At 71.0% G+C, this 13,636-nt stretch carries 15 protein-coding genes; 9 read left to right on the forward strand and 6 right to left on the reverse strand.

Going from position 1 to position 13,636, the window contains the following annotated elements:
* The first annotated feature begins 192 nt into the window (after nt 1-192).
* Nucleotides 193-852 (forward strand): DedA family protein, encoded by a 660-nt coding sequence (locus tag ACFVJQ_RS07690; protein ID WP_385782238.1) that lies wholly within the window; start codon nt 193-195, stop codon nt 850-852.
* A 63-nt stretch (nt 853-915) separates the two neighbouring features.
* On the opposite strand, the gene ACFVJQ_RS07695 is transcribed toward ACFVJQ_RS07690, so the two are convergent.
* Nucleotides 916-1,443, reverse strand: coding sequence for a gamma carbonic anhydrase family protein (locus ACFVJQ_RS07695; RefSeq protein ID WP_385782240.1), 528 nt, complete (start codon nt 1,441-1,443; stop codon nt 916-918).
* A 106-nt stretch (nt 1,444-1,549) separates the two neighbouring features.
* On the opposite strand from ACFVJQ_RS07695, the gene ACFVJQ_RS07700 reads away from it, so the two are divergent.
* From ACFVJQ_RS07700 to ACFVJQ_RS07710, 3 genes are all read left to right on the forward strand, one after another.
* Nucleotides 1,550-2,314 carry an acyltransferase gene (locus tag ACFVJQ_RS07700; RefSeq protein WP_385515365.1) on the forward strand — a complete coding sequence of 255 codons (765 nt, stop codon included), beginning with the start codon at nt 1,550-1,552 and terminating at the stop codon, nt 2,312-2,314.
* A 118-nt stretch (nt 2,315-2,432) separates the two neighbouring features.
* Complete coding sequence (locus ACFVJQ_RS07705) at nt 2,433-3,005, forward strand: helix-turn-helix domain-containing protein (protein ID WP_385267165.1); 573 nt, start codon at nt 2,433-2,435, stop codon at nt 3,003-3,005.
* Nucleotides 3,006-3,048: 43 nt separating this feature from the next.
* Nucleotides 3,049-3,606 (forward strand): YbaK/EbsC family protein, encoded by a 558-nt coding sequence (locus ACFVJQ_RS07710; RefSeq protein WP_385515366.1) that lies wholly within the window; start codon nt 3,049-3,051, stop codon nt 3,604-3,606.
* Nucleotides 3,607-3,608: 2 nt separating this feature from the next.
* Here ACFVJQ_RS07710 and ACFVJQ_RS07715 read toward each other — a convergent pair whose 3' ends face one another.
* On the reverse strand, nt 3,609-4,688 hold the full coding sequence (locus ACFVJQ_RS07715; protein WP_385515367.1) for a cation diffusion facilitator family transporter: 1,080 nt from the start codon (nt 4,686-4,688) through the stop codon (nt 3,609-3,611).
* 86 nt (nt 4,689-4,774) lie between these two features.
* Between ACFVJQ_RS07715 and ACFVJQ_RS07720 the strand changes: the two genes are divergently transcribed.
* A complete protein-coding gene (locus ACFVJQ_RS07720) occupies nt 4,775-5,134 on the forward strand; it encodes a metalloregulator ArsR/SmtB family transcription factor (RefSeq protein ID WP_224735406.1) in 360 nt (119 codons plus the stop codon).
* Between the two features lies 1 nt (nt 5,135).
* On the opposite strand, the gene ACFVJQ_RS07725 is transcribed toward ACFVJQ_RS07720, so the two are convergent.
* Nucleotides 5,136-6,359, reverse strand: coding sequence for a 4-hydroxybenzoate 3-monooxygenase (locus tag ACFVJQ_RS07725; protein ID WP_385781720.1), 1,224 nt, complete (start codon nt 6,357-6,359; stop codon nt 5,136-5,138).
* Nucleotides 6,360-6,397: 38 nt separating this feature from the next.
* Nucleotides 6,398-6,805, reverse strand: a complete 408-nt coding sequence (locus ACFVJQ_RS07730) for a CoA-binding protein (RefSeq protein WP_385781723.1) — start codon at nt 6,803-6,805, stop codon at nt 6,398-6,400.
* Between the two features lie 143 nt (nt 6,806-6,948).
* Here ACFVJQ_RS07730 and ACFVJQ_RS07735 point away from each other — a divergent pair, with 143 nt between their 5' ends.
* The 4 genes from ACFVJQ_RS07735 (at nt 6,949) to ACFVJQ_RS07750 (ending at nt 10,137) form a co-directional block, all read left to right on the forward strand.
* Nucleotides 6,949-7,725 carry a hypothetical protein gene (locus ACFVJQ_RS07735; protein ID WP_385781725.1) on the forward strand — a complete coding sequence of 259 codons (777 nt, stop codon included), beginning with the start codon at nt 6,949-6,951 and terminating at the stop codon, nt 7,723-7,725.
* Nucleotides 7,722-8,273, forward strand: coding sequence for a SixA phosphatase family protein (locus ACFVJQ_RS07740; protein WP_385781728.1), 552 nt, complete (start codon nt 7,722-7,724; stop codon nt 8,271-8,273). Before ACFVJQ_RS07735 ends, ACFVJQ_RS07740 begins: the two co-directional genes overlap by 4 nt.
* A gap of 50 nt (nt 8,274-8,323) precedes the next feature.
* Nucleotides 8,324-8,950, forward strand: coding sequence for a YigZ family protein (locus ACFVJQ_RS07745; RefSeq protein ID WP_385781731.1), 627 nt, complete (start codon nt 8,324-8,326; stop codon nt 8,948-8,950).
* A gap of 449 nt (nt 8,951-9,399) precedes the next feature.
* Nucleotides 9,400-10,137 carry a hypothetical protein gene (locus ACFVJQ_RS07750; protein ID WP_385515373.1) on the forward strand — a complete coding sequence of 246 codons (738 nt, stop codon included), beginning with the start codon at nt 9,400-9,402 and terminating at the stop codon, nt 10,135-10,137.
* 687 nt (nt 10,138-10,824) lie between these two features.
* Here ACFVJQ_RS07750 and ACFVJQ_RS07755 read toward each other — a convergent pair.
* On the reverse strand, nt 10,825-11,946 hold the full coding sequence (locus ACFVJQ_RS07755; protein WP_385781734.1) for a cytochrome P450: 1,122 nt from the start codon (nt 11,944-11,946) through the stop codon (nt 10,825-10,827).
* Nucleotides 11,933-13,612, reverse strand: a complete 1,680-nt coding sequence (locus tag ACFVJQ_RS07760) for a condensation domain-containing protein (RefSeq protein ID WP_385515375.1) — start codon at nt 13,610-13,612, stop codon at nt 11,933-11,935. The genes ACFVJQ_RS07755 and ACFVJQ_RS07760 overlap by 14 nt, the downstream gene beginning before the upstream one ends.
* Nucleotides 13,613-13,636 lie beyond the last annotated feature (24 nt).

Here is a 13,636-nt window from a genome sequence, read left to right on the forward strand (position 1 = left end):
CGCCGGGCGCGCGCTCGTGGCCGGTGTCGGGTATGCAAACACGGCCGGGGCCGTGTCGGACGCCCCCGCCCTGGGTTGATCCGCCGGGGTGGTGTGGGGGGCACCGGGTTGGCTTGGGGGGGGGCGCCGGGGCGGGGCCCACGCCGTATGTCTGCGGCTTCCACCAAGGCACGCAAATCGGAGGAACCGGCGGTGCACGTCCAGGAGTGGCTCGAGACCGTACCCGCGGTCAGCATCTACGCGCTGGTGGGGCTGGTCATCGGCCTGGAGAGCCTGGGCATCCCGCTGCCGGGCGAGATCATCCTGGTCTCCTCCGCGCTGCTCGCCTCCCAGCACGGCGACATCGACCCCGTCATCCTCGGCGCGTGCGCCAGCGCCGGCGCGATCATCGGCGACTCCATCGGCTACGCCATCGGTCGCAAGGGCGGACGGCCGTTGCTCGCCTGGCTCGGCGGGAAGTTCCCGCGGCACTTCAGCGAAGCGCACATCGCGACCGCCGAGCGGTCCTTCGAGAAGTGGGGCATGTGGGCCGTCTTCTTCGGCCGCTTCGTCGCCCTGCTGCGGATCTTCGCCGGGCCGCTCGCGGGCGTGCTGCGGATGCCGTACTGGAAGTTCCTGATCGCCAACGTCTTCGGCGGCATCCTCTGGGCCGGCGGCACCACCGCGGTCATCTACTACGTCGGCGTCGTCGCCGAGGCATGGCTGAAGCGGTTCTCGTGGGTGGGACTGGTGCTGGCGGTGCTGATCGGCCTCACGTCGATGCTGGTGCTCAAGCACAAGGCGAAGAAGGTGCAGGTCGCGCAGCCGGAGTCGGGTGCGGAGCCGGTTCCGGTCGGCGACAGCGCCCCCTGAGGGGCGCCATGCGGCTGCGCCGCGCGGACGCGACCGGCCACCCACGGCCCGCGCCCTGCCTCACTACTCGTGCACCTCGCGGTGGGCCTTGGCCAACTCCGCGTACATCGTCCCGTTGAGCGTGACCCCCTCCCGCTCCTCGGCACTGAGCGTCCGCCGAACCTTCGCGGGTACCCCGGCGACGAGCGACCCCGGCGGCACCTGCATCCCCTGCGGCACCAGCGCCTGCGCGGCGACCAGCGAACCGGCACCGATCACCGCCCCGTTGAGCACGGTCGCCCCCATTCCGATCAGACAGTCGTCCTCGACCGTCGCACCGTGCACCACGGCGTTGTGCCCGATCGACACCCGCTCCCCGACACTGACCGGGAATCCCGGATCCGCATGGAGGGTGCAGTTGTCCTGGACGTTGCTGCTCGCGCCGACGGAGATCCGCTCGACGTCGCCGCGCAGTACGGCCCCGTACCAGACACTCGCCCCCGCCCTCAGCGTCACGTCTCCGATCACCGAAGCCGTGGGCGCCAGGAACGCCTCCGGATCGACCTTCGGCTCCTTGCCGCCGATGCCCGTGACCAACGCCCGCTGTGCCATCTCCGCCTCCTCGTCGTGAACAACACGCACGGTACGCCACCCGGTGGGGCGAAGATCACAGCCCTACCGCCCCTTGAGGGCAGCCGACGCTGAGTACCGTGAGCGGGTGCCGAAGAGCAAGAACACGTTCTCATCCTGGCGGCGCCGCCTGGCGCAGCGGGCCGTCCACGCCGGCTGGGCCTGGTTGCAGCGCACGGGCTCGGTCACGGCCGAGCACCCGGGGCGGTTCCGCTTCGGCGCGATGGGAACCGGTACCAGGCTCGCCTTCCCCCTGGGCACGGTCTTCGGCGAACCCTGGATCCACCTCGGCGCCCACTGCATCGTCGGCGAACAGGTCACCCTGACCGCCGGTCTGATGCCCGACCTGGACCTCGGCCCCGAGCCGATCCTGCGCATAGGCGACGGTGTCGTCCTCGGCCGGGGCAGCCACGTCATCGCCGACACGACGGTCACCATCGGCAGCGACTGCTACTTCGGGCCGTACGTCTACGTCACGTCCACCAACCACTCGTACGACGATCCGCACCAGCCCATCGGCAAGCAGTGGCCGAGGATGGAGCCGGTCGAGATCGGGCCGGGCTGCTGGATCGGCACCGGCGCCGTGATCCTGCCGGGCGCGCGGATCGGGCGGAACGTGGTGGTGGCCGCGGGGGCGGTGGTACGCGGTGTGGTACCCGACCATGCGGTGGTGGCGGGGGCGCCTGCCCGTGTCGTACGGCGCTGGACACCCTCGGACGGCTGGCAGCCGCCGCTCAGGACCCCGGCGCCGGTGCCGATACCCGACGGGGTCACCTCCGATCAGCTGCTGGCGCTTGCCTGCCTCGACGAGGAGACGGCGGCGAAGCTCGCCGAGCTGGACCTCGAGTCCTGAGGGGCCGGCTGCGCCTCTTCCGCTGGCGGCGCAGTAGGTTCGGCGCACGAACGAGGTGGGGTGCACTGACCCGCAGTTCAGTAGAATGAACCCAATCATCCAGGTTATTGGACGGAATGTGTCGGACCTCGATCTGCTGACCCAGTCCCTGGCGCGCAACGTCAGGCGTTGGCGCACCGAGCGTGGCTTCACCCTGGACACGCTGGCCGCCCGCGCCGGGGTCAGCCGCGGCATGCTCATCCAGATCGAGCAGGCCCGGACCAACCCCAGCCTCGGTACGGTCGTCAAGATCGGCGACGCGCTCGGGGTCAGCGTCACCACCCTCCTCGACTACGAGCAGGGGCCGAAGGTGCGGGTCGTCCCGGCCGAGCAGGTGGTACGGCTGTGGCACACCGACGCGGGCAGCTACAGCCGGCTCCTCGTGGGCACGGAGGCCCCCGGACCGCTGGAGATGTGGGACTGGCGGCTGATGCCGGGCGAGAGCAGCTCCTCGGACCCGCACCCCACCGGCACCGTCGAACTCCTCCACGTCACGGCCGGCGAGCTGACGCTGACCGTGGACGGAGTCGAGTACCGCGTCCCGGCGGGCGCGAGCGCGTTCTTCGAGGCGGGCGCGGCACACACGTACGGCAACGACGGCGACGTCCCGACGGAGCTGGTGCTGGCCGTCTCGGTGCCGCCCGTGCACTGAGACATCCCGTCTCCGCCGACGGGGCGGCTGTTAGCGTGCCGACATGCGCGCACCCATCGGACACTTCGACCAGGCCGCCCCCGCCCCCGACTGCCTCGACGTACTGACCCGCCCGGTCGCCGACGCCGTACGCCACTGGCGCGGCAGCGTCCCCGCCGACCAGATCGTCTACGTCGACACCGACCCGCAGTGGGCCGACACCGCCGTCTTCGTGGAGCACTACGGCCAGGAGCTGCTGGAGCAGTCGGCGAACTGCGTGGTGGTTGCGGGCAGGCGCGGCGGCGAGACGACGCTGGCCGCCTGTGTCGTGCTCTCCACCACCCGGGTCGACGTCAACGGCACCGTCCGACGCCAACTCGGCGCCCGCAAGGCATCGTTCGCCGCGATGGACACGGCCACGGGCGAGACCGGCATGGAGTACGGCGGCATCACCCCGATCGGACTGCCGGACGGCTGGGCCGTGCTGGTGGACTCGGCCGTGGTCGACCTGCCGTACGTCCTGGTCGGCAGCGGCCGACGGCGCGGCAAACTGCTGGTCCCCGGGAAGGCGTTCGCACAGCTGCCGGGAGCGGTGGTGCTGGAGGGGCTGGGAATCGCCTGAGGTCAGGCGACCGTCGCGTGGTGGGCCAGCGCCAGATGCGGATCGGCCTCGCCCGGCGCATGGGCCGGGTCGGCGTGCACCAGGGCGGCGGTGAGGCGCGGTACGGCGTGCAGCAGGGCGTGTTCGGCCTCGACGGCGATCGCATGGGCCTGACGTACGGTCACATCTCCGTCCACCACGACCGCGACCTCGGCCCGCAGCCGGTGACCGATCCAGCGCAGCCGCAGCTCGCCCACCTCGTGCACGCCCGGCACCTCGCGCAACGCCCGCTCCGCCCGGTCCACCAGGGCCGGATCGACGGCGTCCAGCACGCGCCGGAACACCTCGCGTGCCGCGTCCCGCAGCACCAGGGCGATCGCTGCGGTGATCGCCAACCCTACGACCGGGTCGGCGAGTTGCCAGCCCAGCGCCGCGCCGCCGGCACTGAGCAGCACCGCCAGCGATGTGAATCCGTCTGTACGCGCGTGCAGTCCGTCCGCGACCAGCGCGGCCGAGCCGATCGAGCGGCCGACACGGATCCGGTAGCGCGCCACCCATTCATTGCCCGCGAAACCGACCAGGGCGGCCACCGCGACCGCCGGGACGTGCTCCACCGGGCGCGGGTCGAGCAGCCGCTCGATCGCCGTCCACCCGGCGAAGGCGGCGGACGCGGCGATCGTCAGCACGATCACGATGCCCGCCAGGTCCTCGGCGCGGCCGTAGCCGTATGTGAAGCGGCGGGTCGCCGCGCGGCGACCCAGCAGGAAGGCGATGCCGAGCGGTACGGCGGTCAGCGCGTCCGCGGTGTTGTGCACCGTGTCGCCGAGCAACGCCACCGACCCGGACGCCACCACCACGACCGCCTGCGCCAGCGCGGTCGCACCGAGTACCGCCAGTGAGACCCAGAGCGCACGCATCCCGCGGGCCGATGACTCCAGGGCGGTGTCGACCTTGTCGGCGGTGTCGTGGGAGTGCGGGGTGAGGGCATGGGCGAGACGGCGGAGGCCGTTCTCAGGGCGGCCCTCACGCCTGTGGCTGTGCTCGCCGCGCCCGTGACGGTGCGGATGTCCGTGATCGTGCAGGTGGTCGTGCCGGTTGCTCACGTGGATCCCCTCCCGGTGCGCGGGGGTGGACGAACGGGTTCGGTGCGTTGGTGGACGTACCCGCTCCCTGGAGACATTATGTGCGTATGAGCGCACGCATGCACCTGTCACCTGCGCACGATGCGCATCCGCGCACCCCGGGCGAGGAGCAGTTCGCGCTCGCCGCCGAACTCCTCGCGCTGCTGGGCGACCGCACCCGCCTGACCCTGCTGCACGCCCTGAGCGGTGGTGAGGCCGACGTCACCACGCTCACCGAGGCGTGCGGTGCGGCGCGGCCCGCGGTCAGCCAGCACCTGGCACGGCTGAGGCTCGCCGGACTGGTGACCACGCGCAAGGAGGGCCGCCGGGTGATCTACGCCCTGCGCGACGGCCATCTGCGCAGGGTCCTGGACGAGGCGCTGAGCCTCGCCGACCACCGGCTCACCGGGCGGCCGGAGCACGACTGAGTCAGACCGTCGCGTCCATGCCGAGGTACTGCTCCGCGAAAGCGGTCGCGGCGGAGGGCGAGGTGAACAGGCGGCGCAGCCGGGCCAGGGCGGTGCCCGCGCGGTACGGGTCGCCCGAAGCGGTCCCGTGGTACACCTCGGACAGCCACTGCGAGAACTCCTGGTAGTCCCACACCCGGCCCAGGCTGTCCGCCGAGTAGCCGTGCAGCCCGCTCGCGTCGCCCTCGGTGAGGTACGCGACGAGCGCGTCGCCGAGCAGGAAGGCGTCGTGGAGGGCGAGATTCATGCCCTTGGCGGCGATGGGCGCGGTGAGGTGGGCCGCGTCACCGGCCAGGAACAGCCGGCCGTACGCCATCGGCTCGACGACGTAGTTGTGCATGTCGAGCACGCGCTTCTCGAGCAGCCGGCCCTCGGTGAGCGGTGGGGTGTCCGTCGCGCCGAGCCGCTCCTGCAGTTCGGCCCAGACGCGGTCCTCCGACCAGTTCTCCGGGCCGTCACCCGGCGGGCACTGCAGGTAGTAGCGGGTCACCTGAGGGCTGCGGGCCATGTGCCCGGCGAACCCGCGCGGGTGGATGCCGAACACGACACAGTCGGACGACGGCGGCGCCTCGGCGAGCAGCGCCAGCCAGCCGATGCCGTAGTCGTGCCGCGCAATGCGGACCCGCTCCGGTGGCAGCGCCGTCCGCGCCACGCCGCGCGCCCCGTCGCAGCCGGCCACGAAGTCGCAGTGGAGCACCTGACGTCGACCGGTCTCGGGGCAGGTGTACGACACCGAGGGCCGGTCGGTGTCCAGGTCGTGCAGTTGGACGTCCCGCACTCCGAACCGGATGTCCCCGGCGCGTATGTCGGCGTACTCGCGCACCAGGTCCGTCACCAGCAGCGGCTGCGGGTAGACGAAGTGGTGTTGCCCCGTCAGTTCGGCGTACGGCAACCGGTGACGCTGCCCGCCGAAGCGGAACTCGCACTGGGTGTGCACCTGGGCGCGTTCCAGCAGGTTTCCGGCCAGGCCCCGCCGCTCGAGCCCGCGCACGGCCCACTCCTCGAGGACCCCGGCCCGCGGCCGTTGCTCGATGAACTCCCTGCTCTCCACCTCCAGCACCACACAGTCGACGGACGCGGCCCGCAGAATGTTGCCGAGCGTCAGCCCGGCCGGCCCGGCGCCCACGACGACGACCGGAAAACGTTGCGGGCCAAGGGAGTTGATGTGGGGGGAGGGGTAAGTCACCCGAGCATTATGGCCTCGGCCGGGCCCTGCGGTACGTCCTAGCCGAGAAGCGGTATCTCGATGGCCGGGCAGCGGTTCATCACCATGTCCAGGCCCGCGGCACGGGTGCGGTCGTAGGCCGGCTCGTCGATGACGCCGAGCTGGAACCAGACCGCCTTGGCGCCCTTGGCGACCGCATCGTCGGCGACCGCACCGGCGAGGCCGCTGTTGACGAAGACGTCGACGACGTCCACGTCGAAGGGGATCTCGGCGAGGGAGGCGTAGCCCTGCTCGCCGTGCACCGTCTCCGCCTTGGGATGGACGGGCACGATCCGCTTGCCGTAGCGCTGGAGGACCCGGGCGACGCCGTACGCCGCACGGTCCTGGTTCGACGACAGGCCCACCACCGCCCAGGTGTCTCCCAGCTCGGTGAGGATCTTGCGGACCGTCGCTTCGTCGCCGTACACGGTGGACTCCTTCGGTCTTGTCGCCCTGCTGGACACGCGGCACAACCGCTCCGACTGCAACGGCCGGCCGCGTACGGAGATTCCCCCGTTCGGACCCGGGGTGCATCGTGTAAACCCCGCCACCTCGTCCGGAACCACACCAGATGGCTGCGTACGACCGCTCGCCCGCCTACGCTCGCCCCGTGCTGCGCATCATCGACGCCCGAACCGGCGAACCCGTCGACGCGTCCACCGCCCGCCGGGGACTGACCCGCGTCGAGGCCCACGCGCCCGGACTCGACGCCACGGCCCTGCGGGTGCTGCTGGTCGCCGACGTCCTGGTCCGCGCCCTGGAACTCGGCAGTACGCCGGTCTGGGGTCTGCTGTCCGGCGAACGGGAACGGGCGGAACTGCGCACGGCCGCCGCGGCCCTCGGCATCCGGCCCTTCGAGGACCGCCGCGACGCCGGCGCCGGTCCGGCCGAGCGGCAGGTCCTCCATGTGGTGGGGGAGGGCGGGGCGGCACCCGACGGAGTGCGCGTCGCGGTCGCGCCCGTGGATCCCGGGCCGGTCGATCTCGGGGAGGCCCTCGGGGGCGGCGCCGATCCCGCCGTGTTGCGTCTGGCGCTGCTCGCTCCGCACAGAAGTCGTCCGGTGCGCCTCGACGCCGCCGCCCTGGGCGAGGCCCGCGACACCCTTGCCCGCTGGCGCCGGGCCGTCGCCGCCTGGGCGCGCCGCCCTTCGCGGCCCGTTCCCGAGGAGGTCCGCGAACAGCTGCGTACCGCCTGGGAGGACGATCTGGACGTCCCGTCGGTCCTGCGCGTCCTGCGCCGCGTGGAGACCGACCCGGACCTGCCGGAGGGTGCGCGGTTCGAGACGTACGCCTACACGGACCGGTTGCTCGGGCTCGAGCTGACCCGCGATCTGGGATCCCCGGCATGATCACGCGGGCGGGAACCGGCCCGCTGCGCCGCCTGGTCGTGCTCCGGCATGCCAAGTCCGCCTGGCCGCCCGACGTCGCCGACCACGAGCGCCCGCTCGCGCCCCGCGGCCGACGGGACGCGCCGGCCGCGGGGCGCGCGCTCGCCGAGGCCGACTGCCTGCCCGACCTCGCCCTGTGCTCCACCGCCGCCCGTGCCCGTCAGACCTGGGAACTCGCCTCCGCCCAGTGGGGCACCCCGCCACCCGTACGGCACGATGCGCGGCTGTACGGAGCCGACGTGCCCGACCTGCTGGCCGTCGTGCACGAGGTGCCGCCGGAGGTCGAGACGCTGCTCCTGATCGGGCACAACCCCGGTCTGGAGGAGCTGGTCCTGGCACTTGCCGGGGACGGCCTCGACGACGCACTGGACCGGGTCCGGGCGAAGTTCCCCACCTCGGCGATCGCCGTCCTGGCCTGGCACGGCAGCGGCTGGCACACCCTCGCGCCGGGCAGGGCACTGCTGACGACGATGATCGTGCCGCGGGGCAAGAAGCCGGGCAAGAAGTAGGGTGCCTCTCCCGGGCCGGGCGCACGCGGCGTACCGCATAGGCTGGCCCGATGCAGGACGAGTACCGCACCGTCGCCCGCGCGGGCGTGCACGAAACCGAGGTCAACCGCTCGCGCTTCCTGTGCGCCCTCGCCCCGGCCGCCACCGAGCAGGAGGCCCAGGACTTCATCGCCGCCGTGCGCAAGGAGCACGCCGACGCCACGCACAACTGCTGGGCGTACGTCATCGGCGCCGACGCCTCGGTCCAGAAGGCGAGCGACGACGGCGAACCGGGCGGCACCGCCGGCGTCCCGATGCTCCAGATGCTGCTGCGCCGCGACATGCGGTACGTCGTCGCCGTCGTCACCCGCTACTACGGCGGGGTCAAGCTCGGTGCGGGCGGCCTCATCAGGGCGTACGGCTCAGCGGTCGGCGAGGCCCTGGACGCCCTCGGCACGATCACCCGCCGCCGCTTCCGGCTGGCCACGGTGACCGTCGACCACCAGCGGGCCGGCAAGGTCCAGAACGACCTGCGCGCCACCGGCCGAGAAGTACGGGACGTGCGCTACGCGGAGGCGGTCACGATCGAGATCGGACTCCCGGACGCCGATGTGGACGCCTTCCGGGCCTGGCTCGCGGATGTCACCGCCGGGACGGCCGGGTTCGAGCTGGGCGGGGAGGCGTACGGGGACGCGTAGCGAAGGGTGCTGTGCACTCCAAGGATTTGTGGGTCTCGGGCATCATGAGACTGCTGCACAAATTTTCGGGGCGCTGCTTACCGTAAGCGCGCTGACATGGCAAAAATGCAGGTCAGGTGGATGTTGGTCGTCCCTTGAGCAGCTCATCCGTCATGCCGGTGCTGGTTCTGTGCTGGGGCCTGCGGGCTTTGTGTCGTAGGTGGCGGCGCGAGGTCTGGCAGCCGCCCTATTCACAATTCACAGTTGCCGACGTGGTGTGTTCGGTGAGGCGGAGACTCGTCCGCCTCACCGCGTAGGACGGGGTCCGGCCGTTCGTTGGCATTTGGTGGAAGGGTCCGTGCTGTTCCTGTCATGTGCCCCCGTTGGCGGCAGGTCGGGCGGCATTCTGCGTGTGTGGATGCACAGAACGTTGGTGCTGCCTTCTCGGCGCTGGGGGCGGTGTTGTCCGGGTGGCAGCGGTTGCTGCGGTGATGGTGGCGCGATGGCAGACCATGTTCGCCCGTCGGGTCGCTTTGGAGACGACGCACGCGCAGAGGGCAGTGGAGCGGGAGTTGCGGCTGGAGGTGCAGAGGAGCGAGGCGTGGACGGCGTTGCTGCGCGCGGCTGATGGGTTCGTTGACGTGGTGTGGACGCTGGGGGATGTCGCCGCTGAATGTCGTGTGGAAGTGCTTCGTGCCGGGAGTGAGGCCCTGACGGAAGCGTGCTCGGGGCTGCGGATGTTGGGGCCGGACCGTGTCGTTCGGCATGCCGAGGGAATGCGTGAGCGGTGCTCGCACATGGAGCGGTATGCCGTCAGGCGGGCTGTGGTGTGTTCCGCGCTGCCGGCGTTGGAGGAAGGGTGGTGTCCGGGGAACGCGGAATATTGTCGGTCGGACGCTCATGTCTGCGCGTGGTTGGCCTACGAACTGCTCGAAGGTTGGGGGGATCGCGAAGAGGACCAGCGTCCTGACGATCTCGATTTTCTGAAGTACCTGATCAGGGAGGCCGGCGCGCTGAACGACTCCGACCTCACGCGGCTGCTCGCGGTCGCCCGTTCTCCTGTGTGCTGGGAGTTGCTGGCTGCCGAGGACCGGTGGCTGCAGCCGCGCACCGGGTTCCATCAGGAGCGCGACGCGTTCACCACGGCTGTCCGCGATCATCTGGAGGGGGCTGCCGGGGTGCATAGCCACTCCGTGGTGGGCGGGTAAGCGGTGTCGTAGGTGCCTGAATTCACTCCTCCAAGGCAAGGGGTATTCACATGATCCCGGTGACGCATCATGTGGAGTGCGTTGCCATCCTTGAACCGGCGGCAAAGGGCTCCTGACCTTCGGCTTTATGCGTGCGCATTATGTGCGGTGTGGGCGTTGCAAGCGATATCTTGACGCTGGACGCTCGTGACGATCATTTGACGCTCGTTCTGATGGGGTGCAGAGCTGCTGGTTCCTGCTGGTCAGATGTCTCGGAAGAGACCAGGCGGCTCCTTGACCTGCCGCGATGGGTGGCTGCGAGGCGCTGACCTGTGTATATGGCCTTTCGGCTGTTGCACGGTCATGCCCGTTGATGCGGCCGGAAGTCCCAGAAAAGTCCCAGGGGATCCCAAGGGCTGTGGCCACTCTCTCGGCTCGATGCAGATATCGGGGGTGCGGGTGTGTGGGCCGAGGTGTGTGCATCGGCGGTCTGCCTTGAGTAAGGGAAGCGCCCGCTTCTGTACTCGCGGAGTCAGCGGCCGAAGGCCGACGAATCGGGTGACCGGTGCCCACGCGACTGAGTTCTCTCCATCCGGCTGTGGGCGCACTCGAGGCAACGATCACTTTCGTCGCGACATCGATGAACCATGTCACCGGCGGCCCGGGGCCGTCCACCGCCGTCAGGATGTGCCGGTGAGCGCCGTCCACTTACTTGCCTGCCCTTGGTGACAGGTCCACTCCCAGGCGGTCGAAGCCCCGGTAGGTCCGGTTCGTGCCCCACGTGCTGTCGTGTACTCGGGCCTGCGGGTGGCGTCGGCCGAAGCCGTCCAGGAGGGCCACCGTCTCCAGTCGGGCGAGGGCTGCTCCGCTGCAGTAGTGCATGCCGTGGCCGAAGGCGAGGTGGTCGGCGCGGGGTGCTCCGGGTGTGTGCCGGGGCGGGGGCGTGGGAGGCGGTGTGGCCTCGAACGGGTCGCGGCCGGTGAGGGAGACGAGCACCAGGTCGCCCCGGCTCACGGGACAGCCGCCGAGTTCGATGTCCGCGTCGGCACTGCGCGCCACGTGGCCGAGGGGTGGGTACAGCTCCAGTACGCGTTCCACCACCGACTCCGCCTCTGCGGCGCCCGCGGTGCCGGTCACCTGCTCGACGAGCCGGTTCTCCAGGACGTACCAGAGGGCGGTGCCCATCAGTGAGGTGGTCGTCTCAAGTCCCCCGAACAGGACCATGGAGCAGGTGGCGAGCCGGTCCTCCGGGCTGCCGTCGACCCGGTTCCAGATCGTGTCCTCGCCGTCGGCGCCGGCCTGGAACCTGACGCGCATCTGGCGGAGCGCGTCCTGGGCGGCACGCGCGTGGTCCTTGCGGTACGAGGCGGCGAGGAAGGCAGCGAGGGCGCGGGCCCAGCGGTGCAGTTCGTCGACGCCGGTGCCGGGCAGACCGAGGAGCCGCGCCAGGGCGCGGGCGGAGATCTGCTCGGTCAGCCGGGGTACGACGTCGACCACTCCGGAGTCGGGCAGTTCGTCGAGGACCTGTCCGACGATGGCGTCGATGTCGCCCCGCAGTTTGCGGATCTTCCCCGGCGAGAACATGGGCTGGATGGCGCGGCGGGCGGCGAGGTGGTCCTCGCCGTCGCGCAGGACGAACCACCGGCTGACGACGTCGAGGAGTTCGGCGCACTCCTCGCGGAGGCCGGCCGGCAGATAGAAGCCGTTCTCGACGGTGCGGGAGGACAGGGACGCGTCACCCAGTGCGGCCCGCGCGGTCTCCTTGTCGGCGACCACCCACGCGCCGAGGTCCTGATAGTGGCGGACTGCCGCCGTCTCACTCGCCGGCATGGGTGCTCCCTTCGGCGCCGACCGTCAGGTCGGGGTTCTCGGTGACCTGCGCCAGGAGTTCGATCAGGTCGTCGATCAGCCGCTGTGCCGTGGGGCGGTCGAAGAGATCGGTCGGGTACTCGAGCACTCCGCCGATACCCTGCGGGGATCCGTCCGCCGAGGGCAGTTCGTCCAGGTAGAGACCGAGGTCGAACTTGGCCACCGGCATCTGCGCGATGCGGGCGGTGCCGCTCAGCCCGGGCAATTCGACACTGACGCGGGCGGCGCCGCCGAAGGAGAGCACGACCTGGAACAGGGGGTGGCGTGCGACGGACCGGTTCGGGTTCAGCGCCTCGACGAGCCGGTCGAAGGGGACGTCCTGGTGGGCGTACGCCTCGAGGTCCGTCGCCCGGACGCGGTCGAGGAGTTGGCGGAAGGTCGGGGTGCCGGACGTGTCCGTGCGCAGGACGAGCATGTTCACGAAGAATCCGACGAGGTCGTCCAGCGCCTCGTCGCCGCGGCCCTCGACGGGAGTGCCGATGGGGATGTCCTCGCCCGCGCCGGAGCGCGTGAGGACTGCGGCCAGAGCAGCCTGCAGGACCATGAAGAGGGTGACGCCGCCGGTCTGCGCGAGCTGGGCCAGCCGCTCGTGCAGCGCGCGGTCGATCAGGACGTCCACCCGGTCGCCGTGATGGCCGGCCACGGCGGGGCGGGGTCGGTCGGTGGGCAGCGTCAGCTCGTCCGGGATCCCGTCCAACGCATCACGCCAGTAGGCGATCTGGCGGGCCAGGACACTGTCCGGGTCCCGCTCGTCGCCGAGCGTCTCGCGCTGCCACAGGGTGAAGTCCGGGTACTGCACGGGCAGTTGGCCCCAGTCGGTAGCGGCGCCTGCGCTCCTGGCCTCGTACGCCCGGGTCAGGTCCCGCAGCAGGGGGCGCAGCGAGGAGCCGTCGCCGGCGATGTGGTGCAGCACGATCAGCAGAACGTGTTCGGTGGCGTCGTGGTCGTCGGTGAACAGCCAGGCGCGCAGCGGGAGATCGACGGTGATGTCGAAGACCTGCTGTGCGGCCGCGATCACCCTGTCGTCCACTTCGGCCCAGGGACACGTCACGCTCCGCAACTGCGGCCGTGCGCGCTCCGGCGGCAGGACGTCCTGGAACAGCGCTCCCCGTTCCTCGGGGAAGACCGTGCGCAGGGCCTCGTGGCGCTCCACGACATCGGTGAGCGCGCGCTCCAGGACCTCGGGGTCGACGCGTCCGGACAGGCGCAGCTCGATCGGGATGTTGTACGTCGGGTTCGGTCCCTGCAGATGGGCGAGGAACCCCAGGCGCTGCTGCGCGAACGACAGGGGTACACGGGCGGGCCGGGTCCGCGCGGGTGCCTCGATGAGCGGGGCCGCCGGCTCCACCGGGGTCTTCGCGGCAAGGGTCGCGGCCGTGCCGGTGACGGTCGGCGCGTTGAAGAACTCCCGGATGCTCAGCTCCAGTCCGAGCACCGACCGTACCCGGCCGATGAGCCGCATCGCCGTCAGCGAGTCCCCCTCGAGATCGAAGAAGTCGTCGTCGGCCTCGACCCGGGGCAGGCCCAGAACCTGGGCGAACAGTCCGCGCAGGATCTCCTCGTGCGGACTGCCGGCGCTACGTGTCGCGGGGCCGGGCGGGGCTGCTGTGTGCTGGGAGGGAACCACGGGAACTCTTCTCTGTCCGATCGA

The sequence above is a fragment of the Streptomyces sp. NPDC127197 genome (assembly GCF_042672405.1).
Taxonomy (GTDB): Bacteria; Actinomycetota; Actinomycetes; order Streptomycetales; family Streptomycetaceae; genus Streptomyces; species Streptomyces flavusporus.

Bases quoted from the DNA above. Each gene is read 5' to 3' on its own strand.
- ACFVJQ_RS07735 (WP_385781725.1), top strand. From the start codon at position 6,949: ATGGCTGCGTACGACCGCTCGCCCGCCTACGCTCGCCCCGTGCTGCGC.
- ACFVJQ_RS07720 (WP_224735406.1), top strand. From the start codon at position 4,775: ATGAGCGCACGCATGCACCTGTCACCTGCGCACGATGCGCATCCGCGC.
- ACFVJQ_RS07740 (WP_385781728.1), top strand. From the start codon at position 7,722: ATGATCACGCGGGCGGGAACCGGCCCGCTGCGCCGCCTGGTCGTGCTC.
- ACFVJQ_RS07695 (WP_385782240.1), bottom strand. From the start codon at position 1,443: ATGGCACAGCGGGCGTTGGTCACGGGCATCGGCGGCAAGGAGCCGAAG.
- ACFVJQ_RS07745 (WP_385781731.1), top strand. From the start codon at position 8,324: ATGCAGGACGAGTACCGCACCGTCGCCCGCGCGGGCGTGCACGAAACC.
- ACFVJQ_RS07755 (WP_385781734.1), bottom strand. From the start codon at position 11,946: ATGCCGGCGAGTGAGACGGCGGCAGTCCGCCACTATCAGGACCTCGGC.
- ACFVJQ_RS07710 (WP_385515366.1), top strand. From the start codon at position 3,049: ATGCGCGCACCCATCGGACACTTCGACCAGGCCGCCCCCGCCCCCGAC.